This window comes from Pseudomonas sp. MPFS, from assembly GCF_022537035.1.
GTDB lineage: Bacteria > Pseudomonadota > Gammaproteobacteria > Pseudomonadales > Pseudomonadaceae > Aquipseudomonas > Aquipseudomonas sessilinigenes.
On the sequence record NZ_CP066123.1, the window covers coordinates 2,216,882 to 2,242,859 of the forward strand.

A 25,978-nucleotide genomic window follows, 5' to 3' on the forward strand; every position below is an offset into this window, starting at 1 on the left:
AAAACAGAACGGCAGCCAATGAGGCTGCCGTTTTTGTTAGTGGCGACTGCCTGGCATCAGGCCAGCAGGTCTTCGTAGAAGGCGCCGAAGGGGCGGGTAGGGTGGGCGATCTGGATTTCCAGGATCCACAGCCCCACCTGCGGGCAGTCGGCGAAATCACCCAGGTCTCCGGCGCGATAGATCGCATGGGGAAAATCGCTGACCCGATGGCCCTTGATCTCCAGGTTCAGTACCCAGCCAGCGGCGCGGGCCTGTTCCTCGGCATAGCGGTACAGTTCTGGGCCGGCTACCCGATGGGTTTTCCAATGATCGTAAACCTGGTCGAACAGGTTTTTGGCGCCAGCGGCACAGGCGTGCATCTCGGCATCGTCACCCACGACGAAAGTGGCTCCACAGTCGCCTTCGTGGCGATCCCAGACGACCCCTAGATCGATGAAGAACAGATCGTTTTCGCCCAGTTGTGGATCGCCTTCGGAGCGTTGCTTGAAGGTTTTCAGCGTGTTGCTACCGAAGCGGATCAGTAGCGGGTGCCATATGCGCTCCATGCCCAGGTCCTGCAGGACTTCGAAGCCCATTTCCCTGGCAGCGGACTCGAGCATGCCTGGCTGGATGCGCTTGGCCATCTGTGCGACCGCTTCCCAGGTCATGCGTTTGGCATGGAGCATGCCTTCCAGGCTGTAGGCCAGGCCGACGCCCTCTTTATTGCTTGTGTTCATTGTTCGGGTCTCGATCAGGGTGTGTTTATTATTAATCGCTATATACATTCATATATAACGCTTGCTCGATGGCCGGCGCAATCTTCTGTCTTGGGGAGGATCGCCAACTAAACCCCGGTGGCGCATGGCGTCTGTTTCCGCTGCCCGTATAATGTGCGCCTTTGCGTACATCAGCAGGCTGTAAATTCTTGGCAAATATTGATAACGCGGCTGCCGAAATGGCCGCCGCAGGCTTTTCTCGAATCGCTCTGGGTGTTGAATACAAGGGGTCGCGCTACCACGGCTGGCAGCGCCAGTCTTCGGGTGTGGCCAGTGTCCAGGAAACCCTGGAGAAAGCCCTGTCCCGGGTGGCGGATTCCCCCATCCTTCTGTCTTGTGCGGGGCGTACCGATGCCGGTGTGCATGCCTGTGGGCAGGTGGTGCATTTCGATACCCAGGCCATTCGTCCAATGAAGGCCTGGGTCATGGGGGCCAATATCAACTTGCCCCATGACATCAGTGTCGCCTGGGCCCAGGAAATGCCGGCGCACTTTCATGCGCGATTCAAGGCGATTGCCCGGCGCTACCGCTATGTGATCTACAACGACCAGATCCGCCCGGCTCACCTGAATGAGGAAGTCACCTGGAATCATCGCCCGCTGGATATCGAGCGGATGGCCGAGGCAGCGGCATTCCTGGTGGGTACCCATGATTTCAGTGCGTTTCGCGCTGGCCAGTGCCAGGCGAAATCGCCGATCAAGGAGATTCACCACCTGCGTGTTATCCGGCACGGCAAGATGATCGTGCTGGATATTCGTGCCAGTGCGTTTCTTCATCATATGGTGCGCAACATTGCTGGGGTCTTGATGACTATCGGGGCCGGGGAGCGCCCGGTGGAGTGGGCGAGGGAGGTGCTGGAGAGCCGGGCTCGACGCGCTGGTGGCGTTACGGCCCACCCATTTGGCCTGTATCTGGTGCAGGTCGAATACAACGAGGAGTTCCAGTTGCCCGAGCGATACATAGGGCCACACTTCCTCAGCGGGTTCCCGGAACTTGACGGCTGACGCTTGGAAAAGCATTTGCTACCATCCGAAACTTTCTCGGTTTAGCCCAGGGGTTCAAACGATATGCCAGCCGTTCGCAGCAAGATTTGTGGGATTACCCGCATAGAGGATGCGCTGGCAGCCGTGGCGGCAGGGGCTGACGCCATAGGGCTGGTGTTCTATGCCAAGAGCCCGAGAGCGGTGAGCGTGCAACAGGCACGGGCGATCATCGGCGCCTTGCCACCTTTCGTGACCACTGTCGGGCTGTTCGTCAATGCCAGTCGTTGTGAGCTGGGGGAAATCCTCGATGCCGTGCCGCTGGATCTCTTGCAGTTCCACGGCGATGAGTCGGCAGCCGATTGCGAAGGTTATCACCGCCCTTACATCAAGGCTCTGCGGGTCAAGGCCGGCGACGACATCGCCGCGGCCTGCCTGGCCTATCCGCGTGCCAGTGGCATTCTGCTGGATACCTATGTCGAGGGCGTCCCGGGTGGAACCGGCGAGGCCTTCGACTGGTCTCTGGTTCCTCAGGGGTTGAGCAAGCCGATCATCCTTGCTGGCGGCCTGTCGGCCCAGAATGTCGCGTCGGCGATCGCCCAGGTCCGTCCTTATGCGGTGGACGTCAGTGGAGGGGTGGAACGGAGCAAGGGGATCAAGGATCACGCAAAGATCCAGGCGTTCTTGCAGGCAGTGCGTCACAACAGTGAGCCGATGTGACGGCTGGCAGTCTGCCGCCGTCCATAACTCCACTGTACAAAACAGGTAGGCCCTGCCTTCGGGCGGGGTCGGAATCGAGTGGCAACCGCTCTATTGCAGGTTGCCGGGATGGTTGAGGAAAAGTTCGCTGCGGGCAGGTCGAGCCAGGTGCTGACCGCGGTAGCGAATCGATCGTCGCCGTACACATGAATTTAGCTCAAGGGCATACGCGGGGCCTTGAACCAGAGCGTTCGGGCCGCCGGTACTGGAGAAAGAAAGCATGAGCAACTGGTTAGTAGACAAACTGATCCCTTCGATCATGCGCTCCGAGGTGAAGAAAAGCTCGGTGCCCGAAGGCCTTTGGCACAAGTGCCCATCCTGCGAGGCTGTGCTCTATCGTCCAGAGCTGGAAAAGACCCTGGACGTTTGCCCCAAGTGCAATCACCACATGCGGATTGGCGCGCGTGCGCGCATCGATATCTTCCTTGATGTCGAGGGGCGTACCGAGCTGGGTGCTGACCTGGAGCCGGTCGATCGCTTGAAGTTTCGCGACGGCAAGAAGTACAAGGACCGCCTGAGTGCGGCGCAAAAGCAGACCGGCGAGAAAGACGCCCTGGTTTCCGTGAGCGGTACCTTGCTGGGCATGCCGGTGGTGGTTTCTGCTTTCGAGTTCTCCTTCATGGGCGGCTCCATGGGCGCTATCGTCGGTGAGCGCTTCGTGCGAGCGGCCAACTATGCCCTGGAAAATCGCTGCCCAATGGTGTGCTTCTCCGCTTCCGGTGGCGCGCGGATGCAGGAGGCGCTGATCTCCTTGATGCAGATGGCCAAGACTTCGGCCGTGCTGGCTCGCCTGCGTGAAGAGGGGATTCCCTTCATTTCCGTGCTGACCGATCCGGTCTATGGCGGTGTGTCTGCCAGCCTGGCGATGCTGGGCGATGTGATCGTCGCCGAGCCCAAGGCGCTGGTGGGTTTCGCCGGCCCTCGAGTGATTGAGCAGACCGTGCGCGAGAAGCTGCCTGAAGGCTTCCAGCGTAGTGAGTTCCTGCTGGAGCATGGCGCGATCGACATGATCATTTCCCGCCAGGACCTGCGTCCGCGTCTGGGCAGTTTGCTGGCCCAACTGATGGGGTTGCCGACGCCTGAGTTCGTGGCGGTGCCTGTCGAGCCGATCGTGGTTCCACCGGCTCCTGCAAGCCTATGACCCAGCGCACCCTGGGCGATTGGCTCGCCTACCTCGAGCAGCTGCACCCTTCGGCCATCGACATGGGGCTTGGGCGCTCGCAGCAGGTAGTATCCCGCATGGGGTTGGGCAAGCCGGCGCCCCGGGTGATCACTGTCACCGGTACCAACGGCAAGGGCTCCACCTGCGCTTTTATCGCCTCTTTGTTGCGGGCCCAGGGCTTGCAGGTGGGGGGCTACAGCTCGCCGCACCTGCTGCGTTACAACGAGCGGGTGCAGATCAATGGCGTCGAGGCTAGCGATGAGCAGCTGTGCGAAGCCTTTGCTGCGGTGGAAGCTGGGCGCGGCGATATCTCCCTGACCTATTTCGAGATGGGGACCCTGGCGGCGTTCTGGTTGTTCCAGAATGCGTCCCTGGACGCGGTGGTGCTGGAGGTCGGTCTGGGTGGGCGCCTGGATGCGGTGAACCTGGTGGATGCCGACATCGCCCTGGTAACAAGCATTGGCGTCGACCATGTGGAATACCTTGGAGACACTCGGGAGTCGGTGGCTTTTGAGAAGGCGGGGATCTTCCGTGCTGGTGCGCCGGCCTTGTGTGGTGACTTGAATCCACCGCAGCCGTTGTTGGACAAGGCTCGGGAGCTGGGTTGCCCGTTCTTTCTCCGGGGGCGCGATTTCGACCTGGGGCTGACGGATACGCATTGGCAATGGCGTGGCCTGGACGCCCAGGGCAACCAGGTGGAGTTGCAGGACTTGCCGTTGCTGGACTTGCCCATGGAAAACGCAGCCTTGGCTTTGCAGGCCTATCTGCTGACGGGGTTGCCTTGGTCGCCGGAGCGGATTGGCGTTGCTTTGCAGCAGACCCGAGTGACCGGGCGTCTGGATCGCCGCCGTGTGCAGTGGCAAGGGAAGTCCGTCGATTTGCTGCTGGATGTTGGGCATAACCCACACGCTGCGCAGTACTTGGCCGAGCGCCTGGCTCGTCGGCCAGTGGCTGGCAGGCGGTTGGCGGTGTTCGGCTTGCTGGCCGACAAGGACCTGTCGGGTGTGATCGAGTGCTTGGCGTCGTCGGTCCAGCACTGGGCCGTGGCCCCTCTGGATTCGCCGCGAGCCCGTCCGGTGGCTGATCTGCAGGCTGCGCTAGAGAACCTTGGGGCCGCGGTGGCGTCTTATGCCAGCGTGGCTGCAGCGTTGGAGGCGCAATGTGCGCAGGCCGATGCCGGTGACGAAATCTTGTTGTTCGGGTCTTTTTATTGTGTTGCCGAGGCGCTCGAGTGGCTTGCCCGGCGCTCCACGGAGGAAGCTGCATATGGCTATGTTGGATAACGTCTACAAGCAGCGCATGGTTGGGGCCCTGGTGCTGGTGGCATTGGCAGTGATCTTCCTGCCAATGCTGTTCTCGCGAGAGGACGAGCAGCGTCATGTCGTGGTCGAGGCGCCAGCCGCGCCACAGCCTTCGGCCATGCCTCAAGTCCAGGTCGAGCCGGTGGTGGTTCCGCAGCCGCAGCCGCTGCCTGAAGGTTCGGTCCCCGCCGATGAGGTGGCGGTACAGCAGCCGGCGCCCTCTACGCCAATCGCACCGAGTGCACCGGTAGGTGCACCAGCTCCGGTGGCGAGCAAGCCAGCGCCTGCGCCGAAACCTGCTCCGACCCCCGCGCCTGCACCTGCGCAGCCGGTGGTAGCAGCCAAGCCCGACACCACTCAAAGCCGGGTCGATGCCAATGGCTTGTCCGTTAGTTGGTCGATTCAGTTGGCCAGCCTGTCGAGCCGGGAAGGTGCAGAAAACCTGCAGAAAACCCTGCGTAGCCAGGGTTATAACGCTTATATCCGCTCTGCCGACGGCAAGAACCGGGTATTCGTCGGGCCATTGATCGAGCGGGCCGAGGCTGATCGCCTGCGTGACCTATTGGGACGTCAGCAGAACCTCAAGGGGTTCGTGGTGCGTTTCCAGCCCGAGCGTGGTTGAGTCTATCTGCCTGATTTTGAAAGCATAGTGAATCGCAGCTTACCGACAGCCAAGCGCTCTGTTAAAATGCGCCGCCTTATCTGTCTGTAGGCTGCACTGTGCCATTTACCTGGGTCGACTGGGCGATTGTTGCGATAATCGCCATTTCCGCTTTGATCAGCTTGAGCCGCGGTTTCGTCAAAGAAGCCTTGTCGTTGCTTACCTGGATCATCGCAGGAGTCGTCGCCTGGATGTTCGGTGGCTCACTGTCCGAGTACCTCGGCGCTTATATCGAAACTCCTTCGGCTCGCGTGATCGCGGGCTGCGCAATCATGTTTGTCGCCACCTTGCTGGTGGGCGCAATGGTCAACTATCTCATCGGCGAATTGATTCGCGTCACCGGCCTGTCCGGCACCGATCGATTCCTCGGCATGGCCTTCGGCGCGGCCCGTGGCGCGTTGCTGGTGGTCGTGGCGGTCGGGCTCCTGAGCCTGGGGCCGGTTCAGCAGGATTCCTGGTGGCAGCAGTCGCGACTGGTGCCACAATTTCTATTGGTTGCAGATTGGTCCAAGAACCTCATATTGGGGTGGAGCAGTCAGTGGCTGGCCAGCGGTATCAGCGTACCCGCTGAAATACCGTTCAAGGAGCACCTCTTACCGGCCCAGGCGCCTCAGTAAGATGAGCTCAGTTCAGTTCCATTAAGTAGGGGTTGCGTCGCATGTGTGGCATCGTCGGTATCGTCGGTAAGTCGAACGTTAATCAGGCGCTGTATGACGCGCTAACCGTCCTCCAACACCGCGGCCAGGACGCGGCCGGTATCGTGACCAGTCATGATGGCCGGTTGTTCCTGCGCAAGGACAATGGCCTGGTCCGTGACGTGTTCCAGCAGCGCCACATGCAGCGCCTGGTCGGCCACATGGGCATCGGCCACGTGCGTTACCCGACCGCCGGTAGCTCCACTTCGGCCGAGGCCCAGCCGTTCTACGTCAACTCGCCTTACGGCATCACTTTGGCGCACAACGGCAACCTGACCAACGTCGAGCAGCTGGCCAAGGAGATCTACGAGTCCGACCTGCGTCACGTCAATACCAGTTCCGATTCCGAAGTGCTGCTCAACGTCTTCGCCCACGAACTGGCCCAGCGCGGCAAGCTGCAGCCCACCGAGGAAGATGTATTCGCCGCCGTGACCGACGTGCACAACCGTTGTGTGGGTGGTTATGCGGTGGTGGCGATGATCACCGGCTACGGCATCGTCGGTTTCCGCGATCCCCATGGCATCCGTCCGATCGTGTTCGGCCAGCGCCATACCGACGAGGGCGTGGAGTACATGATCGCCTCCGAAAGCGTGTCCCTGGATGTGCTGGGCTTCACCCTGATCCGCGACCTCGCGCCGGGCGAGGCGGTCTACATCACTGAGGAAGGCAAGCTCTACACCCGCCAGTGCGCCACCAATCCGCAGCTCACCCCGTGCATCTTCGAGCATGTATACCTGGCCCGTCCTGATTCGATCATCGATGGCGTCTCGGTATACAAGGCGCGCCTGCGCATGGGTGAGAAGCTGGCCGAGAAGATCCTGCGCGAGCGTCCCGAGCACGATATCGACGTGGTGATCCCGATTCCGGACACCAGCCGCACCGCGGCACTGGAGCTGGCCAACCACCTGGGCGTGAAGTTCCGCGAAGGTTTCGTGAAGAACCGCTATATCGGCCGGACCTTCATCATGCCGGGCCAGGCCGCCCGCAAGAAGTCGGTACGCCAGAAGCTCAATGCCATCGAGCTGGAATTCCGCGGCAAGAACGTGATGCTGGTGGACGATTCCATCGTGCGTGGCACCACCTGCAAGCAGATCATCCAGATGGCCCGTGAGGCCGGTGCGAAGAATGTCTACTTCTGCTCCGCCGCCCCGGCCGTGCGTTATCCGAACGTGTACGGCATCGACATGCCGAGCGCCCACGAGCTGATCGCCCACAATCGTTCCACCCAGGATGTGGCCGACCTGATCGGTGCCGATTGGCTGATCTACCAGGACCTGCCGGACCTGATCGAGGCGGTCGGTGGTGGCAAGATCAAGATCGAAAGCTTCGACTGCGCAGTGTTCGACGGCAAGTACGTTACTGGTGATGTCGACGAGGCCTATCTGAACAAGATCGAGAATGCCCGTAACGATGCCTCCAAGGCCAAGACCCAGGCGGTCAGCGCGATCATCGATCTGTACAACAACTGATCCAGAGCATTCACGAAGAGATTAGGAGTAGGCGGCATGAGTCAGGATTGGGATGCGGGTCGGCTCGACAGCGACCTTGACGGTGTAGCGTTCGATACCCTGGCGGTGCGTGCCGGCCAGCACCGCTCGCCGGAGAGCGAGCATGGTGACCCGATGTTCTTCACCTCCAGCTATGTGTTCCGTACGGCCGCCGACGCGGCCGCGCGCTTCGCGGGCGAGGTGCCAGGCAACGTCTATTCGCGCTATACCAATCCCACCGTGCGTTCTTTCGAGGAGCGCATCGCGGCCCTCGAGGGGGCCGAGCAGGCCGTGGCTACGGCCACTGGCATGGCTGCCATTCTTTCCGTGGTCATGAGCCTGTGCAGCGCTGGTGACCATGTACTGATCTCGCGCAGCGTGTTCGGCTCCACCATCAGTCTGTTCGAAAAGTACTTCAAGCGCTTTGGTGTGCAGGTCGACTACGTGCCTTTGGCAGACCTGTCTGGCTGGGATGCGGCGATCAAGAGCAATACCAAATTGTTGTTCGTCGAGTCGCCATCCAATCCGCTGGCTGAACTGGTGGATATCGCCGCGCTCGCCGAGGTGGCCCACGCCAAGGGGGCGATGCTGGTGGTGGACAACTGTTTCTGCACGCCTGCGTTGCAGCAACCCTTGATGCTTGGAGCTGATGTGGTGGTGCATTCGGCTACGAAGTTCATCGACGGCCAAGGGCGCTGCATGGGCGGTGTTGTCGCTGGTCGCAGCGAACAGATGAAAGAGGTGGTGGGTTTTCTGCGTACCGCAGGGCCGACCCTGAGTCCCTTCAACGCTTGGGTCTTTCTCAAGGGGTTGGAGACTCTCAGTTTGCGTATGCGTGCCCATTGCGCCAATGCCTTGGCCCTGGCGCAGTGGCTGGAGCAGCAGCCTGGCGTGGAGAAAGTGCATTACGCAGGGCTTGCCAGTCATCCGCAGCATGAATTGGCCAAGCGCCAGCAGCGCGGTTTCGGTGCCGTGGTGAGCTTCGAGGTCAAGGGAGGTAAGGAGGGGGCGTGGCGCTTCATCGATGCTACTCGCCTGGTCTCCATCACCGCCAACCTGGGTGATAGCAAGACCACCATTACCCATCCAAGTACTACTTCCCATGGGCGCCTGGCGCCTCAGGAACGTGAGGCTGCGGGCATTCGCGATAGCTTGATCCGTATTGCCGTTGGCCTGGAAGACGTTGCCGACCTGCAGGCCGACCTGGCTCGCGGCCTGGATGCCTTGTGATCGAGTTGTCAGCACCCCAGGGGGGTGGCAACGGTCGCGTTGCACTGGTTACCGGTGCGGCCCGTGGGATTGGCCTGGGTATCGCGACCTGGCTGCTGTGTGATGGCTGGCAGGTGGTCCTTGCCGATCTTGATCGAGAGCGCGGTCCAAAAGTGGCACAGGTACTGGGCGAAAATGCCTTGTTCATTGCCATGGATGTCGCCGACGAAGAGCAGGTGGCCGAGGGGGTTGCCGAGGTTTTGGGGCGTTTCGGGCGCCTGGATGCCCTGGTGTGTAATGCCGCTATGGCTGATCCGCACAATATGACGCTGGAAAGCCTGGACCTGGGGCATTGGAATCGCGTGTTGGCGGTGAATCTTGGTGGGCCGATGCTGCTGGCCAAGCACTGTGCGCCTTATCTCCGAGCCCATGGTGGTGTGATCGTCAACCTGGCTTCCACCCGTGCCCGTCAATCCGAGTCGGATTGCGAGGCCTACGCGGCGAGCAAGGGCGGCTTGCTGGCCTTGACCCATGCCTTGGCTGTCAGCCTGGGGCCTGAGATCCGTGTCAATGCGGTGAGCCCGGGCTGGATCGATGCCCGTGATCCAGCAGTGCGGCGCCTGGAGCCATTGTCGGAGGCCGATCATGCCCAGCACCCGGCTGGTAGGGTCGGGACCGTGGAGGATGTGGCGGCGATGGTGGCTTGGCTGTTGTCGCGTAATTCAGGGTTCGTCACCGGCCAGGAATTCGTGGTGGACGGTGGTATGTCCAAGAAGATGATTTACCAGGGCTGAAGTTTTCTGCAGGTAAGGAGGTTGGAGCGGTGATGCCTTGGCGCACCGTTCGCGTTTTTCCTTGGGCATGCAGCTTGGTGCTTGAAGTTGTTTTTTGAAAAAACTTCAATCCTGCTATTGACTTAGCTTCGATACGTGCGTAAATTTCGCGGCCTCAGCGAAGCAAAGGGTGATTAGCTCAGCCGGGAGAGCATCTGCCTTACAAGCAGAGGGTCGGCGGTTCGATCCCGTCATCACCCACCACTTCCTGAGTACCTTTCGAAAGAAAGGCGGAAGCTTCCAAGGAAGCCTCCAACCGACGCGCAGCGGTAGTTCAGTCGGTTAGAATACCGGCCTGTCACGCCGGGGGTCGCGGGTTCGAGTCCCGTCCGCTGCGCCATATTTTCCAGATCAGGTTCGCCTGGTTTGAGATCGAAAGCCTTAGGGCCTCGGTCAGATGATTTAAAAGTTTCACCTGGATGTAAGTCCAAGCGATACGCAGCGGTAGTTCAGTCGGTTAGAATACCGGCCTGTCACGCCGGGGGTCGCGGGTTCGAGTCCCGTCCGCTGCGCCATATATGCTTCAAGGACCACTGAACGCCTTGATGCAACGAAACAGCAAAGACCCTGGTCGTAAGACCAGGGTCTTTTGTTTTTCGCCTCTGTAGTTTCTATCGTTATGGTTTGCCCACAAAAAACCGCCTGGCTGGCGGTTTTTTTGTGGGCGAAGAACAGTCTCGTCAGAAGCCGAGCTTGTCCCGTAGGCTGTAGTACCAGGCTCCCAGGGCGCTGAATGGGACGCGTAGTGCGTGCCCGCCAGGGAAGGGGTAGTGAGGCAGGTTGGCGAAGGCGTCGAAGCGCTCTGCCTGGCCTCTCAGGGCCTCTGCCAGGACCTTGCCGGCCAGGTGGGTATAGGTCACGCCATGGCCGCTGCAGCCCTGGGAGTAATAGATGTTGTCTCCCAGGCGACCAACTTGCGGCAGGCGCGAGAGGGTCAGCAGGAAGTTGCCGGTCCAGGCGTAGTCGATCTTCACATCCTTGAGCTGCGGGAAGGCCTTGAGCATCTTCGGGCGGATGATCGCCTCGATGTTCGCTGGGTCCCGGGCGCCATACACCACGCCGCCGCCGAAGATCAGGCGCTTGTCGCCGGAGAGGCGATAGTAATCGAGCAGGTAATTGCAATCCTCGACGCAATAGTCCTGAGGCAGCAGGCTGGCTGCCAGTTCGTCGCCCAGGGGCTCGGTGGTGACCACCTGGGTGCCGCAAGGCATGGACTTGGCTGCGAGCTCCGGAATCAGGTTGCCCAGGTAGGCATTGCCAGCAACGATCACGAACTTGGCGCGGACCCTGCCCTGGGGGGTGTGCACCACGGGAGAGGCTCCACGCTCGATGCGCACGGCGGGGGATTGTTCGTGGATGATGCCGCCCAGGGACTCGACGGCGGCCGCTTCGCCCAAAGCCAGGTTCAGCGGATGGATGTGGCCGCCGCTCATATCGAGCATGCCGCCCTGGTACTGGTCGCTGGCCACGACTTCGCGAATCCGGCGCTCATCCAGCAGTTCCAGTTGAGTGTGGCCGTAACGCTCCCACAGGCGCTTCTGTGACTCCAGGTGAGCCATCTGCTTGCCAGTCAGGGCTGCGAACACGCCGCCGTCTTTCAGGTCGCACTGGATCTTGTGCTTGGCGATGCGTTCGCGAATGATCTTGCCCCCCTCGAACGCCATCTGCCCCAGCAGTTGCGCTTGCTTGGGGGCGACGCTGCGCTCGATCACATCGATGTCGCGGCTGTAGCTGTTGACGATCTGTCCGCCGTTGCGCCCGGAAGCGCCGAAGCCGACCCTGGCGGCCTCCAGTACCGTGACGCGAAAGCCGTTCTCCAGGAGGAAGAGGGCGCTGGACAGGCCGGTGTAACCCGCGCCGATCACGCAGACGTCGGTTTCCATCTCGCCTTGCAGTTGGCGGCGTTCTGGGGCGGCGTTGGCCGAAGCGGCGTAATAGGACTGTGGGTATGGAATGTGCGCCATCCTGCGACCTCTTGTGTTTAATATATTTTACGAGTGCGGCGATGCTACCTGAGTTGCAAATGGGCTGCCAGAGCAGGCGAAAAACTTCTTCACCCCTCGGGAATTAAAAAATTCGCATATTCATAGGCTTAGCTGAAAAAAGGTGTTGACACCCCTCCGGAATTCCGTAGAATGCCGCCTCACAGCAGGCACGTAGCTCAGTTGGTTAGAGCACCACCTTGACATGGTGGGGGTCGTTGGTTCGAGTCCAATCGCGCCTACCAAACAAAATCCGCTCTGCTGGGCGGTCTAAAAAGGGTTCACCGAAAGGTGAGCCCTTTTTTTGTTGTCTGCGGTTTTCAAAGCTTCTGCAAGACTCCCATCTCAGAACGCCAGCTCGGCGCACGCCTTCAAGTTCTCGATCTTCTTTTCGCTGTGCCCCACTTGATAGTGCGTTGTCATTTTCTCGTCCGCGTGTCCTGTGAGAGTCTGAGCATATTCCTGGGGTAGATTTTGTTGCTTGTGCAGTCATGCTCCTAGGCACAGATCTCATGAAGAGTGTGGGCTCGTTGGCTGGAGCGCGCTCATGGGCGTACACAGCGTTCCAGGCCTTGCTGAGCTTTCAGGTGATGGGGTGTGTGTAGCTGATGTCCAATGATTCTTGACATCGATCGTTCCAAGGCGGTGAGCCTTTGGCCTGTAGTGCCGCGTGGCGACGCCAGTGGCGACCTCAAGCGTTTCCCGACCGCCCTGCGCAGCGTCTGTAGTGATTTTTAGGTGCGCAGGTTGTTCATCGTCCAGTGTCTTTTCTGGTGAGGCGGTAGGTGTATTTTTCTCTATATCGACAGCTGGCTTTAGCGGGACACTGTGTTGTACCGACGCTAAAGGCTGGCCGGGGCGGGCGTATAGCACGCTTCTGCCAGGTTGACGTGGGCGCGGCCTCAATAATCAATCTTGTCCGTTGAGCGTATGGCGTCGATACTTTTTCTCTACTTCCCCCTTAGCCGGCGTGAGCTCTGTATTGTTGTGTTCGGCCAATCCCTTGGCAGCAGCACGTGAGAAAGTCTGCCCCCCCCCCTCCTTCCTGGATCCTGCCATTAGCGTTCGAGCTTGAACTTTATTTGTTCCGGGAGGGGTGCTGCCTGATCCGGCAGGCATTTCTCTTCGAGCGCGTCAGAAGGTTGCCCGCGATAAGTAGTCGATCGCCAGTGTTGCGTCGTTGGCGACGCCACGCCAGCGAATGTTGAGGGGGCGCCATTGCAGTCATGGTATGGATAGAGCATCGAAATGCTTGGGGCGCTTTCCATCGTCCTCCGTTGTCCAGGCTGGGTGCTGTCGAGCAAGTCGGATGCATCAAGGCGTAGGGCGTGGTAGCGAACGGCGAGGGCACCTCAGGCGCGAGGTGTTATTTCACTCACGTCAGGGCTTGCAGCATGGCTGTAGTCAGTTGCTCTGGCATTATCGCGTGCATCAAGGTGCGAGTAGTCGTTGAACTGTTGGTGTGTATCGCAGCTTGAAGGCTGAATAGATATCAGTCGCGGGCTATATGACGGTTCAAGAGGTGTCCCGATACATTGATCATTACTTGATACATCGGTAGAGCTGGGTTCGACTGCATCAATTACATGATGAGTAGGTGTCAGCCAAGTCGAGAAAAACTTGACGTCGTGTTCGGGGTTGCTTGTCTACTAAAAGCCTGAAGTTGAGTGGTCGCGCTCTAGGGGAAATAGAGATTTGGCATCCGGAGGCGGGCTCCGGATTGCCAGGTATTTTGTTTCTCTATCTTAGTGAGATGAGCATTAATGGTGGGTAGGTTTGCTGAGTGCTGCTTTTCGGCGAGACTGGATGGTATTGCGGGTCAATGCGGCGAGCATGCCCAGCATAAGGCCGCCAGCAAGACTAAGGGCTATTGCGAGTGCTTTCTTGGGCTTTGCTGGTGCTCGAGGCTGTAGTGCGCGGCGGTCTATGGTCACTAGTTTCAGTGTGCTCATGTCGATGTTCAGATTGCTCAATCTGGCTTTTTCGGCGCGTAGGGTTTCTATATTCTGCAGGAATATATCTTCGTTTACGCGCTTGTTCATCGTTTCGACTTCTCGGTTGGCTTCCAGCAGTTTCAGCTCTTTGGCAATTTCAGCTATGCGCTCGTTGGTGAAGTCGTCATTTTTACGCTTCTGCAGTGTGTCGCGCTCTGCTTCAAGCGCTTCGGTTCCCATGAAGTACAGCGGGATGGCTTGGTTGTTAACTTCTGTTCGCATGACCTGATTTGGCTTGCTGTCGGCGGTAGCCATGCTGGATGGGGTAGTGGGGGTCCTGATTCCCATTGACTTTGCTATGGAGATCGCTTCGCCCAGTTCTGCGATTCTATTGGCGCGAACTTTGTTCATCTGGAGTCGTAGGCCAGCTAATTCATCTTGCAGCTGGGCTCGTTTTATCTTGTCGGCCTCCAGTAACTTGGCAATTCTCCACTCCTTGTCAATTTCATAGTTTGAGCGAGCGACATCAATCTTGCCTTGAAGTTCTGTTAGGCGGTTGTTGATGATGACTTTCAGGTCGGCGGCAATTTGTGCTCGTTCTAGCCCAATGGCATGGTCAACAAGGCCGTTGAGGATTGCGGTGCCATTAGTGTCCTCGGGATATTGCATGTTTAGTTGTATGTAGCTGCTGAGGTCGACTTTCTTTGGGTCTGGGAGTACAAGGCTAAGGGAGTTATTATTGAACTCTTCGAATCCTTGTTCCAGACTTTGCCCTGGCTTTTTAAACGCTTTGAATAGTTCAGGATTGGCCTTGAAGAAGCTTAGGCGGGCGTCGTAGGAGTCTATTCTAGCACCTACTTTATTTAGTGCTTCTGCCGGGGGGAGCGTATAAATTTCTGAGCGGTTTAGCGCGTCGAGTTCATTGATCGCAGCAGGTCGCAATACGCTGCTGACCTGGTATTCGCGAGGTGCTAAAAATGCATAGCCGGTACCGATTAACCCAGCTAGCAGTGTGACGCTGATTACAGTCGTGCGCTGTCGCCAGATTGAGCTGAATAATTCGAGCAAATCAATTTCTTCTGTAGAAGTTTGTAGGTGAGGCTGGGAGTGCATGTTCAAAAAAGTATATACCTTATTTTTCAATAGACTAAAGATACTATTATGAATGACTCTGATGCCTGATGAGCTCGTTAGACAGCAGCAAGCTTTGTCCGTTCATGAGAGTTGTCACATTTTTCATGCGTACCCAGATTAATGAGATTTCAGATGTCGTCAAAAACAGCATGAGTTTAGCTTTTTACTGAGTTAATAGTCGCTAGCATCTGGTGGCATAATTTTGGCAGCCTGCTAAATTAATTTGGAAATTAAATTCATGCAAGTGTTTATTTTCTCAGTAAAAGTGAGAAGTCATCTTGCTCTCGCAAAGGGGTCGAGCTTGTAGCTATTGACTTCAGATAGCATAAACAACCGATGCAAGGAGCGTTCATAGCCCAGCATAGACCATGTTTTCCCTAGGCCGCCCAATTGTGGACTGATGGTCGGATGCGCTGCTTTTTATGATCGCTGTCAGACGCCCTTGGATTCTGGATGTAGGCGCTCTGAAGAGGGGGGGGGAGCTGCGAGGCAGCTCCCCTGTGAAAACTTACTCTTGAGGGGTAAAGGTAATGCCACTGAAGGTGCGAACAGGATTGCCGCGTTCCACCTGGTGGTGAGCATAGCGGCGTTCTTGTCGCAATTGCTCCTCGCCTTGTTGCTGCCGAGCTTCCATGCGCTGCTGGATCAATAGGCGGGCCAGGCGCTTGTTATCGTGTTGGCTGCGTTCGGACTGTACTTTCACGCCGATACCGGTTGCCAAGTGCGTGGCGCGCACCGCAGAGTCGGTGGTATTCACGTGTTGTCCTCCGGGGCCAGATGAGCGCATCGTCTCAAACCGGATCTCACCTTCCATCACGTCCTGTGCGGGGCTGAACAGCTGGCCGGCGAAATACCAATTCTTGCGCTTGTGCCCAGGGCGATCAGGGCTCTTGCAGCTCCAGAGCAGGGTGCCGGTCCAGCGCTGGGCCAGCTCCTCGGCCTGCTCGCCGTCGAGGCTGGTCAGGACCGACTTGCAGTGGTTGCCACCATAGCCGGCAATCTGTTCCACGATGCTGATGCGAACGCCAAGGATTTCGGCCTCGCGGTACAGTTGGCGCAAGGCTTTGGTGACTGCGATTTCGCATTCGACCGGTCCTTGGGCCGAGGATAGTTGTAGCAACAACATCAGCAGCACCCCCGGCGTTTATAGGTCAGTACCGGCTTGAGCCGGGCGATGATCTTCACCAGTCCGGCATCACGCAGGCTGCCCACTACGCTGTCGATGCTCTTGTAGGCTTCGGGGGCCTCCTCGTACATCAAGCCGCGGTCTTCGCAGATCACCCGGCTGCCCAGTTGGGTGCGCTTGAGCTGCTCGAAGCTGAAGCGCGCATCCAGGCGGCCCTTGCAGTCGCTGCGCAGCCATTTGCGTCCAGCCCCGTGGGCCAGGGAATAGAGGCTGGCGGTGGCCGGGATGGGTTGCACCAGGTAGCTGTAGTCGCCCCGGGAGCCCGGGATGACCACCGGTCCCACGTCCGAAGGCGTGGCCCCTTTGCGATGCAGCCAGCCACTGATTCCGTCGACGTTAGCCGGCGACACCAGGTTGTGGTTGATGTCCAGTACGGCATGTCCCTTGGCCCGCAGGTTGCAAAGTAGCCGCTCGGCGATCAACCGGCGATTGGCCTCGGCGAAGCGCAAGGCCTCATTGTGTTGCTGCAGATACTGGGCGCCGGCGACGCTGTCGACCTCCAGGGGCTGATGCCCGTGCTGGTCCACGTGGCGGCGCAGGATGGCTTCCCCCAGGCCTCGGGAGCCGCTGTGCACCAGCAGGAGCAGGGCCTTGGGATTCAGCTCCAGCGCTTGCAGGGCCTCGGTGTCGTACACCTGGTCGAACTGTTGCAGCTCGGCGAAGTGGTTGCCACCCCCAATGGTGCCTAGGGAGTGCTCGTGGCCGGTCACCGGCAGGCTCAGTTGCTCACGTTCTTCATCCCACTGCTCATCCAGCGGAAGGTCGATGTTGCCGATCTTCTTTTCCAGCTTGTCGAGGTTCGGGCGAATGCTGGAAATATCGGTTTGCCACAGCGCCATGCCGCAGCCGATGTCGTTGCCCACCAGGGCTGGGTAGATCACCTGGGTGGAAAAAAATGCCGCGCCTACCGGGTAGCCCCGGCCGGGATGCAAGTCAGGCATGCCGACGACCTGGCGCATGCCGGGCAGTTGGGCGGTGGTGTGCAGTTGCTGGAGCGCTTTGTCTTCGATCCAGGTGGTGTCGGACGCGATCAGAGAGACGCCGTTCGACAAATGACGGATGCAAGTGTCCATGTCCAATTCCTGATTGGAAAAAATATTCAGGTAATGGCAGGACGAAGCGGGATTAAGCGAAGGCGCTAACGAATAGCGGATGCAGCGTTTAAACCAGGCACGTCCTGCAAGGGGTGATCAGCTGTTCCATGATGAGTCTCCTTGTCAAAAGTGTGGGAAGGGGCGCGAAGGTTAATCGTTTGTCCCATGGCTGGCAATGGGCCGTTTTACACAATGGGCACCTTCGCCAATGGCCGCGGTCGTAACAACCATCACCTTATCGAATGAGGATGGTTATGCAGACCTTCGGTGAGCGCTTGAAAGAACAGCGCAAGGCGCTGGGGCTTTCCCAGCAGGAGTTCGGGGCTATCGGCGGGGTCGAGGCCAATGCCCAGGGGCGCTATGAGAGCGGTGAGCGGGTGCCCAAGTCGGATTACCTGATGGCGATCGGACGCCATGGGGTCGACCTGCTCTACGTATTGACCGGCGAGCCTTCACGCCTGCCCGAGGGCAGCCTGAGCGCCGATGAAAGCAGCATCATCCAGAACTACCGTCATCTTGGTGATGACGACCAGGAGGCTATAGCCCAGTTGGCGTCGTCCCTGGCCGAATGTTGAATGCCGGCGCGGGTTTTTTCTCGGCCCTGGACGGCTTTTTTCCAGCGCCTGAGCGATACTCTCGCGTTTTTACGCGACCAGGAGGCAGCATGCGGGTTTTGATGGCGGTAACGGTGGCGGCTCTGTTGGCCGGCTGTGCAAGCTCCACCATGGATGATGCGCGGGCCAAGGTCCCCGCCAAAACCTTGAGTTCGGCCAAGGCCGATCAGTTAGTGGCGCAGTGCGTGCAGTTCGCCTGGCAGGATGAGGCTGTATTCGGCGTCGACGCCGCCGCCTATCTGGAGTCGGGCAAGGGCGGTGGCTACACGGTATATGCCCGGTCCGCCGAATCTTTCGTGGATATCAAGGCCGAAGGGGCGGCAACCGCTATCCGTTTCTACGCCGTCGTAGACAACTTTGTTTCCAAACGTCGATTGGCGGCTTTGGCCACCTGCTTGTAGTTTCCCCCTGGCGCAAGCCTTCAGCGCGTTTCCTGCAAACCCGGCCCTGGCCGGGTTTTGTCGTTTCTGGAACTTTGATTTTTCAGGATTAGTTTCAAGTTCTTCTCTGGAATAAACCGGGGAAAAGTAATTTTTGCTCCAGAAGATCGTGTAATACATTGACTCTTTAAATTGTCAGCGCAAATAAGGAAGTCCAGGGTTTAATGGGCTTTGCGCTGTTTTTTGCAAATTGGTCGAAGTGGTTACTTGCTGAGGGCATGAAAAAAATCGAAAAAAGTGCGCTAAGTTAAAAGTGCTCGCCAAGAGCGAGTTTTAATTAATCAATGGAGTGAAAGAAATGAATAAGCCACAAACTCAACTTAAACATGGTCGTGTCGTATCTCCTTCCAGCCGCGGTTCGGTGGCGGTGGACCTGGGTCTCCTGGGCACCTGGCAGGTCAACGAAATGGAAGGCGGAAAAAACTTGCCGGCCCTGGGCGCCGGACCGTTTCCTGCCCCTTACGGTAGCGACGAACCCAGTGTCGCACCGCCTGCGGATGGCCATATCCTCAGCGGTGGCAAGACTGATGCGCGTGATTGCGTCAACTTCACCGACGAAGAAATGTCGAAGAAACTCAATCGTCCATTCAGCTGGCCGCTGGTGAACGTGGAGCCTGGGCAAGTATTCCGGGTGCAGTGGGTTTACAGCGCTCCACACGTTACCCGTGGTTATAGCTGGTTCATCACCAAAGATGGCTGGGATCCGAAACAACGGATCAGCCGTGCGCAACTTGAGCCCAAGGCTTTTTACCAGGACTTCTATACTCAAGTTCCGTATCACGCCCATGGCCCGGAATTGAAAGCCAAGACCGAACATGAAGTCGTGCTGCCCAAGAACAAGAAGGGGCACCATGTTGTAGTTCTGGCCTGGATTGTTGCCAATACCGGTAACGCTTTCTATCAGGCCTTCGATCTGGACTTCAAGTAAGTTGCGGTGGAAGAAACTCTTTTAATAGTTCTGAAGGAATAGAACATGGATACAATCGACTTTTCCTTGATCAAGAGCCAGGCCGCCGATGCCGCATCGCTGATGCCCAGCCTCGCCGGCAAGAAGATTCTCATGGGCTTTTGGCACAACTGGGCCGCTGGCGCCGCCGATGGTTACCAGCGCGGGCAGTTCGCCAACCTGAGCCTGCTGGATGTACCCAAGGAGTACAACGTGGTGGCGGTGGCCTTCATGAAAGGCAACGGCATTCCCACCTTCAAGCCTTACAACCTGTCTGACGCCGAATTCCGGCGTCAGGTGGGCGTACTCAACAGCCAGGGGCGGGCAGTGTTGATTTCCCTGGGTGGCGCCGATGCGCATATCGAGTTGCACAAGGGCAACGAGCAGCCCTTGGCCAACGAGATCATCCGCCTGGTCGAAACCTATGGTTTCGATGGCCTGGACATCGACCTGGAGCAGAGCGCCATCGACTTTGCCGATAACAAGAGCGTACTGCCGGCGGCCTTGAAGCTGGTGAAGGACCATTACGCTGGCCAGGGCAAGCATTTCATCATCAGCATGGCGCCGGAGTTCCCCTACCTGACCAGTAATGGCAAGTACGTGGCCTACTTGCAGGCACTGGAGGGGTATTACGACTTTGTTGCGCCGCAGTACTACAACCAGGGCGGAGATGGACTCTGGGTGTCGGAAGCCAATGGCGGGCAGGGCGCCTGGATCGCCCAGAGCAATGATGCGATGAAAGAGGATTTCTTGTTCTACCTGAGCGACAGCCTGGCTTCGGGAACTCGTGGTTTTACCCGCATTGCGGCGGACAAACTGGTGATCGGCCTGCCGAGCAACGTTGATGCAGCGGCCACAGGCTATGTCATCGATCCGGCGGCGCTGGGCAATGCCTTCAAGCGTTTGCAGAAGGCGGGGCACGGGATCAAGGGGCTGATGACCTGGTCAGTGAACTGGGATGACGGCATCAATCGGCAAGGGACACCCTACAGCTGGGAGTTTTGTAAACGCTATGCGCCGTTGATCCATGGCGATGGTGGTGAACCAGAGCGCCCGGGCGCTCCTGGTAGCCTGGCGGTGGTGGAAAGTGGTCGCAACAATGTGCGGCTGAGCTGGAGTCTTTCCAGCAGTGTGCGCCCGGTGGAGTTCTACACTCTGTATCGCGATGGCAAGGCCGTGGGAAACACGGCGTCCCTGGGCCTGGACGATCAGGGATTGAACCCTGATACCCAGTACAACTACTTCGTCACGGCCACCGATACCCAGGGACGTGAGTCCCTGCCCAGCCGCAGCGTGACTGCGAGGACGGCAGGGGGTGCGGTCGACCCGAAGTTCCCCGAGTGGCGTGTTGGCCAGCACTATCGCAAGGGGGACGGAGTGAGCTATGAGGGCAATCGTTACTTGTGTCTTCAGGAGCACACATCGAACCCGGCCTGGACGCCTTTGGCGGCCTTCACGTTGTGGAGCAAGGTCTTGCTCGAGCGCCATGCTTGAGTCAGGCGGGTCATTAAGGGATTGAATGACCTGGCGACCTATCGTTGGATCCTCGGATTCGCGATAGGTCGTTTTTTCGTTTGGGCCATTGATGAGTTGTCCGGATATGTCGATCAATCAGATGGAGGCGAGCGCCATGTTGATGCATTGGTTTCTGGCGGCGGTACATTTGTTGGGGTTCGCTGGCGCTTTCGCAGCGGTTCTGGCTCGTGGCTCGGCTTTGCGTCGACTGGAGAAGGCCGAAGCAGGGGCTCGTTCGGTGCTGATGGCTGACAATGCCTGGGGGCTGACGGCGCTGATGTTGTTGGCGACTGGATTGCCCAGGGCGTTCGGCGGCTACGAGAAAGGTACGGACTATTACCTGCACCAACCGTTGTTTCACCTGAAAATGGCGTTGTTCATCGCGATCCTGGTGCTGGAAGTCCTCCCCATGTCGACCTTCATCAGGTGGCGGGTGATCCTGGCGCGCGGTGCCATGCCTGACACCGGGCGAGCCGGGCTGTTCGCTCGTATCAGTCACCTGCAGGCCTTGCTGCTGGTATTGATGGTGGTGGCCGCAAGTGGCATGGCGAGAGGGGTGATGCTGGCTCAATTGTAATTGTTGGTAAGCACGGCTGCATTGTCAGCCGCTTGAGGGGTAGTCTCGCGGTTCGATCAGCGAGCCATGGATGCCCACGATGTTTCAAATGAATAGCCTGGTCCCGGAAATGCTGGTGGCGGACCTGGAGCGTAGCCTGTCTTTCTATCGCGATACCCTGGGCTTCAAGGTGGAGTACCAGCGGCCAGAGCACTTCTTTGCTTTTCTCTCCTTCAATGGCAGCCAGCTGATGCTGGAGCAGGATGACCTGGAAGAGTCGGAGTGGCGTGTCGGTCCCTTGCAGGCACCTTTGGGGCGAGGCATGAACCTGTCCATTGAGTGCCCGGATATCCATGGGTTGGCCAATGCCCTGGAGCAAGCGGGAGTGGTCCTGCGCAGGGCGATCCAGGAGTGCTGGTATCGGCAGGATGGTTTGCTGCGCGGCCAGTTGAACCTGCTGGTACAGGACCCGGATGGCTACCTGCTGCGATTCAATGAGGACCTGGGTTCCAGGTCGGTGGATGCCTGAGTGCCAGGCCCGTCACGACGCTTGCCGGATAGGGTGCTGCGTGCCGGGAGCCGAAGGTTGTATTTGTGCTCGGAGGGGATGTTGGCGAAGGGGGTGACAGTTCAGTGGCTGGGGGCCGGCTGTGCCTGTCACCGAATCGGGAGGTTCAGGTGACCTGCGGAGAAAAGCTCAAGGCGAACGAGAGACGCGTTGCGCCAGCCATTGTGCGTGGGCAACAGGCTGGTGCTCATATTATTCAAGGAGTTTCGCGTTTGTCCGGTGCAGTCAGTCCCGCCTGGATGCGTTGGTAGATTTCCTCGCGGTGTACCGCAACGTCTTTTGGTGCATTGATGCCAATACGGACCTGTTGGCCGCTGACGCCGAGAATGGTGATCGTAATGTCGTCACCGATGTTTATGCTTTCACCGACTTTGCGGGTGAGTATCAGCATGATCTTCTCCTTGATAGCTTGGTAGGGCACCAGTTTGAAACAGTGCAGAGGTCGGTCTTAGGTATAGATTAGTGCGAAGTTCCACTCAGTGGGTGCCTCTTTCTGACGCGCAGAAGATCTATAAATTCCCAAGGCGCAACTATACAGACGCAATAAATATCATTCTTCCTGTTTCGAACCGATTTTGTGACAAGGTCCCTCACGCCTTGGGTGCTAAAATCCTGTGTCTGACTTTATGGGAGTAGGTTGTGCGCACAGTAGTGATAGCGGTGGCAGCGTTGGCGGTATTGGGATTGGCCGGTTGCGGCGAAGGCAAGCGTGTCGAGGCGAACAAGAGCGCTTCGGCGGCGCAGGTGCAGCCGGCGCAGGTATCCGGTGCGCCGCAGTGGGATGTGCTGGTGGGCAGTGAGCTGCCTCAGGCGGTGAGCGATCTCACCGGCTGGCTGATCGAGCACGGGATCATGTCCAATGTGATGGTAGTGGACGGCAAGCAACGGGTCTTGGTCGGGCCTTTCGCTACCCAGGCCGAGGCGCAGGCGAAGAAGTCCGAAGTGGTCGAGAAGCTGGTCAAGGCGAAAAAGCGTGATATCGATGTCTCGGTCATCGAGCATCACGACGCACAGTGACGCTGTTTCCCGCATGATGAGATCACCCGCGTCCGCGGGCGATCTTGTATCAACCGCAGGCCTTGAGGTTGACCACGCCAACGAATTCGTTACCGCGCCCCATCACACACGCCACGCTCTGATTGCGCTGGCGCTCCCAGTCCTGCACTGGATACGTCTTGTTCCAGGCTTCGAAGAGCTGGCGGTCTTGCTTGGACAGGCGTAGCCCGTACTGCTTGCTCATGTAGAAGTAAGTGCGGGCGATCATGCCGCGAATGGATGGGCGGGGCATGACCTTCTTGGCCTTGAAGTCCACTTGGGTCAGGCAGGAGCCATATTGACCTGACTGTTCGGGGAGCCAGCCGAAACTGAAGTTGCTGCGGTCGCCATTCACTTCGCCGATGCTGGGCACCAGGTTGTGCAGGTCGGCTTCGGCGCGTTGATAGGTCGTATCGTTGCGCGAGCAGTTCTTGCGCCCGCCCTGTTGCCAGCATTGGCGTTGGTGGCCTATCTGCCAGGCCGGCACGATGTGCTCCCACTCAATGCGTTCGGCTCGTTTGGCATTCTTGCGCGGTACATAGCCACAGGCTGCCAGGTTTACCCGGTTGCCATTGTATTTGCAGCCGCAGTAGAACTCGGTGGATTGAGGGGCATAGAGTTTCCACGCGACCTTCTTGGCTTCAGTGAAGGTGCGAGGTGCATCGGCTTGGGCAGTCAGGGCAACGAAAAACAGCAGTACAGCCAGGCAACGGACAATCATCGACTCAGTCTTCCTTCGGCACGATCCAGAAAATCTGCACGCCGCCATCGTCGCGATAGGCGAGGGTGACGTTGTCGTTTTCGGCGATCTCCTCCAGAAGGCGTTCCCATTCTTCCTGTGGTTCATCGGGCAGGCGAAAGATCAGCGCTGCCTTGGATTTCTGGGCGGTAGGGGAGTTGATGATTTTCTGGATGCGAACACCCAGGCGTTCGTAGGAGCTGAGGGGTGTTTGGGTTGTGGCCACGGAACAATCCTTATTAAGCTGTACGCGCATACAGTATTTAACTGTAGGAAATTTCGCAACTGCTTAAAATTCAAGAAGTTCCTCTGACAACGCTTTGCGCATTTGTCTCATCACAGCCGAGGATTTTTTAACACGGGGAAGTCGCAGGAGGGGAACCGCTCACCCGTTGGGGTGAGCGGTTGAGCGCTTGCTCGACCTGATACGGCCGAGCAGGGAATCAGTATTCCCAGAACATGCGTTGCAGTTCCTTGCTGTCCTGGGTCTTGGTCAGGGCGACCATGGCCAGGATGCGGGCTTTTTGTGGGTTCAGGTCGTGAGCCACGACCCAATCGTACTTGTCGTCAGGCTGTTCGGCGTTACGCAGTACGAAACCGCCAGCATTGACGTGGGAAGAACGGATGATCTGCACACCGTTCTTGCGCAGTTCCTGCAGGGCCGGTACCACGCGGGAAGATACCGAGCCGTTGCCGGTGCCGGCGTGGATGATGGCTTTGGCGCCACCTTGAGCCAGTGCCTTGTAGGCAGTGTCGCTGACGTTGCCGTAGCCGTAGGCGATTTCTACGTCAGGCAGGCTCTTGATGTTCTTGATGTCGAATTCCGAGTCCATGGTGTGGCGCTTGGCTGGCAGGCGGAACCAGTAGGACTTGCCTTCCACCACCATGCCCAGCGGGCCCCATGGGCTCTTGAAGGCTTCGGTCTTGATGTTGATCATCTTGCTGACGTCGCGACCGGACTGGATCTCGTCGTTCATGGTCACCAGTACGCCTTTGCCCCGGGAGCTTTTGTTGCCGGCCACGGATACAGCGTTGTACAGGTTGAGCATGCCGTCTGCCGACATGGCGGTGCCTGGGCGCATGGAGCCGACGACTACGATTGGCTTGTCGGTTTTTTCCACCAGGTTGAGGAAGTAGGCAGTCTCTTCCAGAGTGTCGGTACCGTGGGTGATGACGATGCCGTCCACGTCCTTGCTATCGGCCAGCTCGGCTACGCGGCGGCCCAGTTGCAGCAGGTTTTCATTGGTGATGCTTTCCGAGGCGATCTGCATCACTTGCTCGCCACGTACGTTGGCCACTTGGCTCAACTCGGGGATGCCGGCGATCAGTTGCTCGATGCCAACCTTGGCTGCCTGGTAGGTGGCGCTGTTGGCCGCGCTGGCGCCGGCGCCGGCAATGGTGCCGCCAGTGGCGAGGATCACCACGTTGGAGAGTTTCTGTTGGGTTTCAGCTTCCTTGGCCTGCAGGGCTGCGGGTAGGAGCATGAGCAGGGCCAAAGCGCCCGGAACGAAGGTTTTGAAGGCAGATTTCATTGTTTTCTCTCTAGTAGTGAGACAGTGCTGATGCAGGTTCATCTAGAAACACCTCGGCTGCAGATCTGTATGCGGCGGGGCACCGCGGGTTGAGCAGGATTTGTACCAGCGCTACCTTGGCCAGATATTTATTTTAAGTTACTGATTTATATCAATTTTATTTCTATTTTTGACGGACATTGACAAGCTTATGTCCGGGATTCCGAACGTTTCTGGGTGTGGTGTTCGGCAAACCGAAAGCGACAAACGCAAGCCGTGTGCGGGGTTTTCGCTCATGAATTAAAGATTGTTCTGAAGCGGTCGATGAGTCTTTTAGGATCTTTTTAACCAGGAGTTCATATGTCGCTGTCAGTCGGATTTCCAGGACCGGGGGCCATTCTGATCAATGGCAAGTCACCCGCGACCATCAATGCGTTGAGCGATGCCAGTGCCGAAGGCGCTCCGCAAGCGTTGGGGACCGAAGACTCGGGAACCTTACGAGTCGGTGGCGGTTCGGCCAAGCCGGCGGAAAAGGCCGAGAGCGGCGATGCGGGCGGCGAGGGCGACAACCACAGCATCGTCGTCAAGATGCTGCTCCAGCGCATGAAGGAGCTGCAGGAGCAGCTCAAGCAGCAGCAACAGCAACTGGCCGCTGCCCAGGCCGCCAACTATCCAACCCCCGAGGCCAAGCAGACCGCGGTCATGGCCGTCCAGGCGCAGGTCGCGCAAACCAACGCCGCACTGGCTGAGGTTTCGGGCAACCTGGTGCGCGAACTGGCCAAGGAATCAGGCTCCTCCGGCAAGTTGGTAAATACCTCCGCTTGATCAGTACCCGCCCAGTGCCAGGCACTGGGCGGCTGCTTCCTTTTGGCTATCGGTCCC

The 25,978-nt window shown here is 58.4% G+C and carries 26 protein-coding genes and 4 tRNA genes; 21 read left to right on the top strand and 9 right to left on the bottom strand.

From position 1 onward, the window contains the following. Positions 1 to 56: 56 nt before the first annotated feature. Positions 57 to 716, bottom strand: coding sequence for a M24 family metallopeptidase (locus I9018_RS10370; protein WP_241109365.1), 660 nt, complete (start codon positions 714 to 716; stop codon positions 57 to 59). Positions 717 to 934: 218 nt separating this feature from the next. On the opposite strand from I9018_RS10370, the gene truA reads away from it, so the two are divergent. The 12 genes from truA (at position 935) to I9018_RS10430 (ending at position 10,357) form a co-directional block, all read left to right on the top strand. Continuing rightward, a complete protein-coding gene (gene truA, locus I9018_RS10375) occupies positions 935 to 1,759 on the top strand; it encodes a tRNA pseudouridine(38-40) synthase TruA (RefSeq protein ID WP_068585806.1) in 825 nt (274 codons plus the stop codon). 63 nt (positions 1,760 to 1,822) lie between these two features. Continuing rightward, on the top strand, positions 1,823 to 2,455 hold the full coding sequence (locus I9018_RS10380; protein ID WP_241109366.1) for a phosphoribosylanthranilate isomerase: 633 nt from the start codon (positions 1,823 to 1,825) through the stop codon (positions 2,453 to 2,455). A gap of 259 nt (positions 2,456 to 2,714) precedes the next feature. Beyond that, positions 2,715 to 3,635 carry an acetyl-CoA carboxylase, carboxyltransferase subunit beta gene (accD, locus tag I9018_RS10385; protein WP_241109367.1) on the top strand — a complete coding sequence of 307 codons (921 nt, stop codon included), beginning with the start codon at positions 2,715 to 2,717 and terminating at the stop codon, positions 3,633 to 3,635. Then, positions 3,632 to 4,939: a bifunctional tetrahydrofolate synthase/dihydrofolate synthase gene (folC, locus tag I9018_RS10390; RefSeq protein WP_241109368.1), complete on the top strand. Its 1,308-nt coding sequence runs from the start codon at positions 3,632 to 3,634 to the stop codon at positions 4,937 to 4,939. The genes accD and folC overlap by 4 nt, the downstream gene beginning before the upstream one ends. After that, a complete protein-coding gene (locus I9018_RS10395) occupies positions 4,923 to 5,579 on the top strand; it encodes an SPOR domain-containing protein (protein WP_241109369.1) in 657 nt (218 codons plus the stop codon). The genes folC and I9018_RS10395 overlap by 17 nt, the downstream gene beginning before the upstream one ends. 98 nt (positions 5,580 to 5,677) lie before the next feature. Next, a complete protein-coding gene (locus I9018_RS10400; RefSeq protein ID WP_241109370.1) occupies positions 5,678 to 6,235 on the top strand; it encodes a CvpA family protein in 558 nt (185 codons plus the stop codon). Positions 6,236 to 6,276: 41 nt separating this feature from the next. Next, on the top strand, positions 6,277 to 7,782 hold the full coding sequence (purF, locus tag I9018_RS10405) for an amidophosphoribosyltransferase (RefSeq protein ID WP_031321374.1): 1,506 nt from the start codon (positions 6,277 to 6,279) through the stop codon (positions 7,780 to 7,782). Between the two features lie 36 nt (positions 7,783 to 7,818). After that, positions 7,819 to 9,030 (top strand): O-succinylhomoserine sulfhydrylase, encoded by a 1,212-nt coding sequence (locus tag I9018_RS10410; RefSeq protein ID WP_241109371.1) that lies wholly within the window; start codon positions 7,819 to 7,821, stop codon positions 9,028 to 9,030. Continuing rightward, on the top strand, positions 9,027 to 9,803 hold the full coding sequence (locus I9018_RS10415; protein ID WP_068585831.1) for an SDR family oxidoreductase: 777 nt from the start codon (positions 9,027 to 9,029) through the stop codon (positions 9,801 to 9,803). The genes I9018_RS10410 and I9018_RS10415 overlap by 4 nt, the downstream gene beginning before the upstream one ends. Positions 9,804 to 9,970: 167 nt before the next feature. Continuing rightward, positions 9,971 to 10,046: transfer RNA gene (locus I9018_RS10420), tRNA-Val, on the top strand. Between the two features lie 59 nt (positions 10,047 to 10,105). After that, positions 10,106 to 10,182, top strand: a tRNA-Asp gene (locus I9018_RS10425). Positions 10,183 to 10,280: 98 nt separating this feature from the next. Beyond that, positions 10,281 to 10,357 (top strand) — tRNA-Asp (locus tag I9018_RS10430). Between the two features lie 165 nt (positions 10,358 to 10,522). Here the strand turns inward: I9018_RS10430 and I9018_RS10435 are convergent. Then, positions 10,523 to 11,806, bottom strand: a complete 1,284-nt coding sequence (locus I9018_RS10435) for an FAD-binding oxidoreductase (RefSeq protein ID WP_241109372.1) — start codon at positions 11,804 to 11,806, stop codon at positions 10,523 to 10,525. Positions 11,807 to 11,992: 186 nt separating this feature from the next. Here I9018_RS10435 and I9018_RS10440 point away from each other — a divergent pair. Beyond that, a tRNA-Val gene (locus tag I9018_RS10440) sits at positions 11,993 to 12,069 on the top strand. A gap of 1,515 nt (positions 12,070 to 13,584) precedes the next feature. Here I9018_RS10440 and I9018_RS10445 read toward each other — a convergent pair. From I9018_RS10445 to I9018_RS10455, 3 genes are all read right to left on the bottom strand, one after another. Next, positions 13,585 to 14,871: a Wzz/FepE/Etk N-terminal domain-containing protein gene (locus tag I9018_RS10445; RefSeq protein ID WP_241110126.1), complete on the bottom strand. Its 1,287-nt coding sequence runs from the start codon at positions 14,869 to 14,871 to the stop codon at positions 13,585 to 13,587. A gap of 529 nt (positions 14,872 to 15,400) precedes the next feature. Further along, positions 15,401 to 16,018, bottom strand: a complete 618-nt coding sequence (gene prfH, locus I9018_RS10450; RefSeq protein ID WP_241110127.1) for a peptide chain release factor H — start codon at positions 16,016 to 16,018, stop codon at positions 15,401 to 15,403. Then, complete coding sequence (locus tag I9018_RS10455) at positions 16,018 to 17,151, bottom strand: RNA ligase RtcB family protein (RefSeq protein WP_241109373.1); 1,134 nt, start codon at positions 17,149 to 17,151, stop codon at positions 16,018 to 16,020. Before I9018_RS10455 ends, prfH begins: the two co-directional genes overlap by 1 nt. A 275-nt stretch (positions 17,152 to 17,426) precedes the next feature. On the opposite strand from I9018_RS10455, the gene I9018_RS10460 reads away from it, so the two are divergent. The 6 genes from I9018_RS10460 to I9018_RS10485 all read left to right on the top strand — a co-directional run bounded on the left by I9018_RS10460 (position 17,427) and on the right by I9018_RS10485 (position 21,772). Continuing rightward, entirely contained in the window at positions 17,427 to 17,747 is a 321-nt protein-coding gene (locus I9018_RS10460) for a helix-turn-helix transcriptional regulator (protein WP_053138141.1), read from the top strand. 89 nt (positions 17,748 to 17,836) lie between these two features. Continuing rightward, positions 17,837 to 18,187 (top strand): hypothetical protein, encoded by a 351-nt coding sequence (locus I9018_RS10465; RefSeq protein WP_241109374.1) that lies wholly within the window; start codon positions 17,837 to 17,839, stop codon positions 18,185 to 18,187. Between the two features lie 337 nt (positions 18,188 to 18,524). Continuing rightward, positions 18,525 to 19,154: a lytic polysaccharide monooxygenase auxiliary activity family 9 protein gene (locus I9018_RS10470; protein WP_068585735.1), complete on the top strand. Its 630-nt coding sequence runs from the start codon at positions 18,525 to 18,527 to the stop codon at positions 19,152 to 19,154. A 45-nt stretch (positions 19,155 to 19,199) separates the two neighbouring features. Further along, a complete protein-coding gene (locus I9018_RS10475; protein ID WP_241109375.1) occupies positions 19,200 to 20,666 on the top strand; it encodes a glycosyl hydrolase family 18 protein in 1,467 nt (488 codons plus the stop codon). Positions 20,667 to 20,802: 136 nt separating this feature from the next. Continuing rightward, positions 20,803 to 21,264: a DUF2214 family protein gene (locus I9018_RS10480; RefSeq protein WP_241109376.1), complete on the top strand. Its 462-nt coding sequence runs from the start codon at positions 20,803 to 20,805 to the stop codon at positions 21,262 to 21,264. A 79-nt stretch (positions 21,265 to 21,343) separates the two neighbouring features. Further along, on the top strand, positions 21,344 to 21,772 hold the full coding sequence (locus tag I9018_RS10485) for a VOC family protein (protein WP_124346300.1): 429 nt from the start codon (positions 21,344 to 21,346) through the stop codon (positions 21,770 to 21,772). A 235-nt stretch (positions 21,773 to 22,007) separates the two neighbouring features. On the opposite strand, the gene csrA is transcribed toward I9018_RS10485, so the two are convergent. After that, the gene (csrA, locus tag I9018_RS10490; protein ID WP_007920550.1) at positions 22,008 to 22,202 is read right to left on the bottom strand and encodes a carbon storage regulator CsrA; all 195 of its coding nucleotides are present in this window, start codon (positions 22,200 to 22,202) and stop codon (positions 22,008 to 22,010) included. A gap of 248 nt (positions 22,203 to 22,450) precedes the next feature. Between csrA and I9018_RS10495 the strand changes: the two genes are divergently transcribed. After that, on the top strand, positions 22,451 to 22,828 hold the full coding sequence (locus I9018_RS10495; protein WP_241109377.1) for an SPOR domain-containing protein: 378 nt from the start codon (positions 22,451 to 22,453) through the stop codon (positions 22,826 to 22,828). A 49-nt stretch (positions 22,829 to 22,877) separates the two neighbouring features. On the opposite strand, the gene I9018_RS10500 is transcribed toward I9018_RS10495, so the two are convergent. The 3 genes from I9018_RS10500 to I9018_RS10510 all read right to left on the bottom strand — a co-directional run bounded on the left by I9018_RS10500 (position 22,878) and on the right by I9018_RS10510 (position 25,117). Beyond that, positions 22,878 to 23,567, bottom strand: a complete 690-nt coding sequence (locus I9018_RS10500) for an endonuclease I family protein (protein ID WP_068585746.1) — start codon at positions 23,565 to 23,567, stop codon at positions 22,878 to 22,880. 4 nt (positions 23,568 to 23,571) lie between these two features. Further along, positions 23,572 to 23,841 carry a DUF1654 domain-containing protein gene (locus I9018_RS10505; RefSeq protein WP_241109378.1) on the bottom strand — a complete coding sequence of 90 codons (270 nt, stop codon included), beginning with the start codon at positions 23,839 to 23,841 and terminating at the stop codon, positions 23,572 to 23,574. Positions 23,842 to 24,028: 187 nt separating this feature from the next. Beyond that, complete coding sequence (locus tag I9018_RS10510) at positions 24,029 to 25,117, bottom strand: asparaginase (protein WP_068585751.1); 1,089 nt, start codon at positions 25,115 to 25,117, stop codon at positions 24,029 to 24,031. A gap of 339 nt (positions 25,118 to 25,456) precedes the next feature. Between I9018_RS10510 and I9018_RS10515 the strand changes: the two genes are divergently transcribed. Beyond that, a complete protein-coding gene (locus I9018_RS10515; protein WP_068585754.1) occupies positions 25,457 to 25,921 on the top strand; it encodes a hypothetical protein in 465 nt (154 codons plus the stop codon). Positions 25,922 to 25,978: the final 57 nt, after the last annotated feature.